At 48.4% G+C, this 508-nt stretch carries 1 pseudogene; it reads left to right on the top strand.

Going from position 1 to position 508, the window contains the following annotated elements:
• Positions 1-508: pseudogene (locus R7190_RS31135) on the top strand (elongation factor 4); the annotation flags it as partial.

The following is a 508-nucleotide window of genomic DNA, read 5'->3' as shown; positions in this document are numbered from 1 at the left end:
CGGATGGTGAGCTACTGTACGTTGATAGCCCAGCGAAGCTACCTGCAATTAACGACATCGAAGAGATTCGTGAGCCGATTGCGCGTTGTAACATCTTGGTGCCTTCTGATTACCTAGGTAACGTGATCACACTGTGTGTGGAGAAGCGTGGTCTCCAAGTTGATATGGTTTACCACGGTAACCAAGTTGCAGTGACTTACGATATCCCAATGGCGGAAGTTGTTCTCGACTTCTTCGACCGTCTGAAGTCTACGTCACGTGGTTACGCATCTCTGGATTACAACTTCCAACGCTTTGAAGCGTCAAACATGGTACGCGTCGACGTACTATTGAACGGCGACAAAGTGGATGCACTTGCGCTTATCACGCACAAAGATCAGTCTCAGACTCGTGGTCGTCAGCTGGTTGAGAAGATGAAAGAATTTATCCCTCGTCAGATGTTCGATATCGCGATTCAAGCGGCTATTGGTAACCACATCATTGCGCGTTCTACCGTTAAGCAGCTACG

This window comes from Vibrio sp. 1078-1 (genome assembly GCF_033340475.1).
This window is presented reverse-complemented; position numbering and strand designations above follow the sequence as displayed.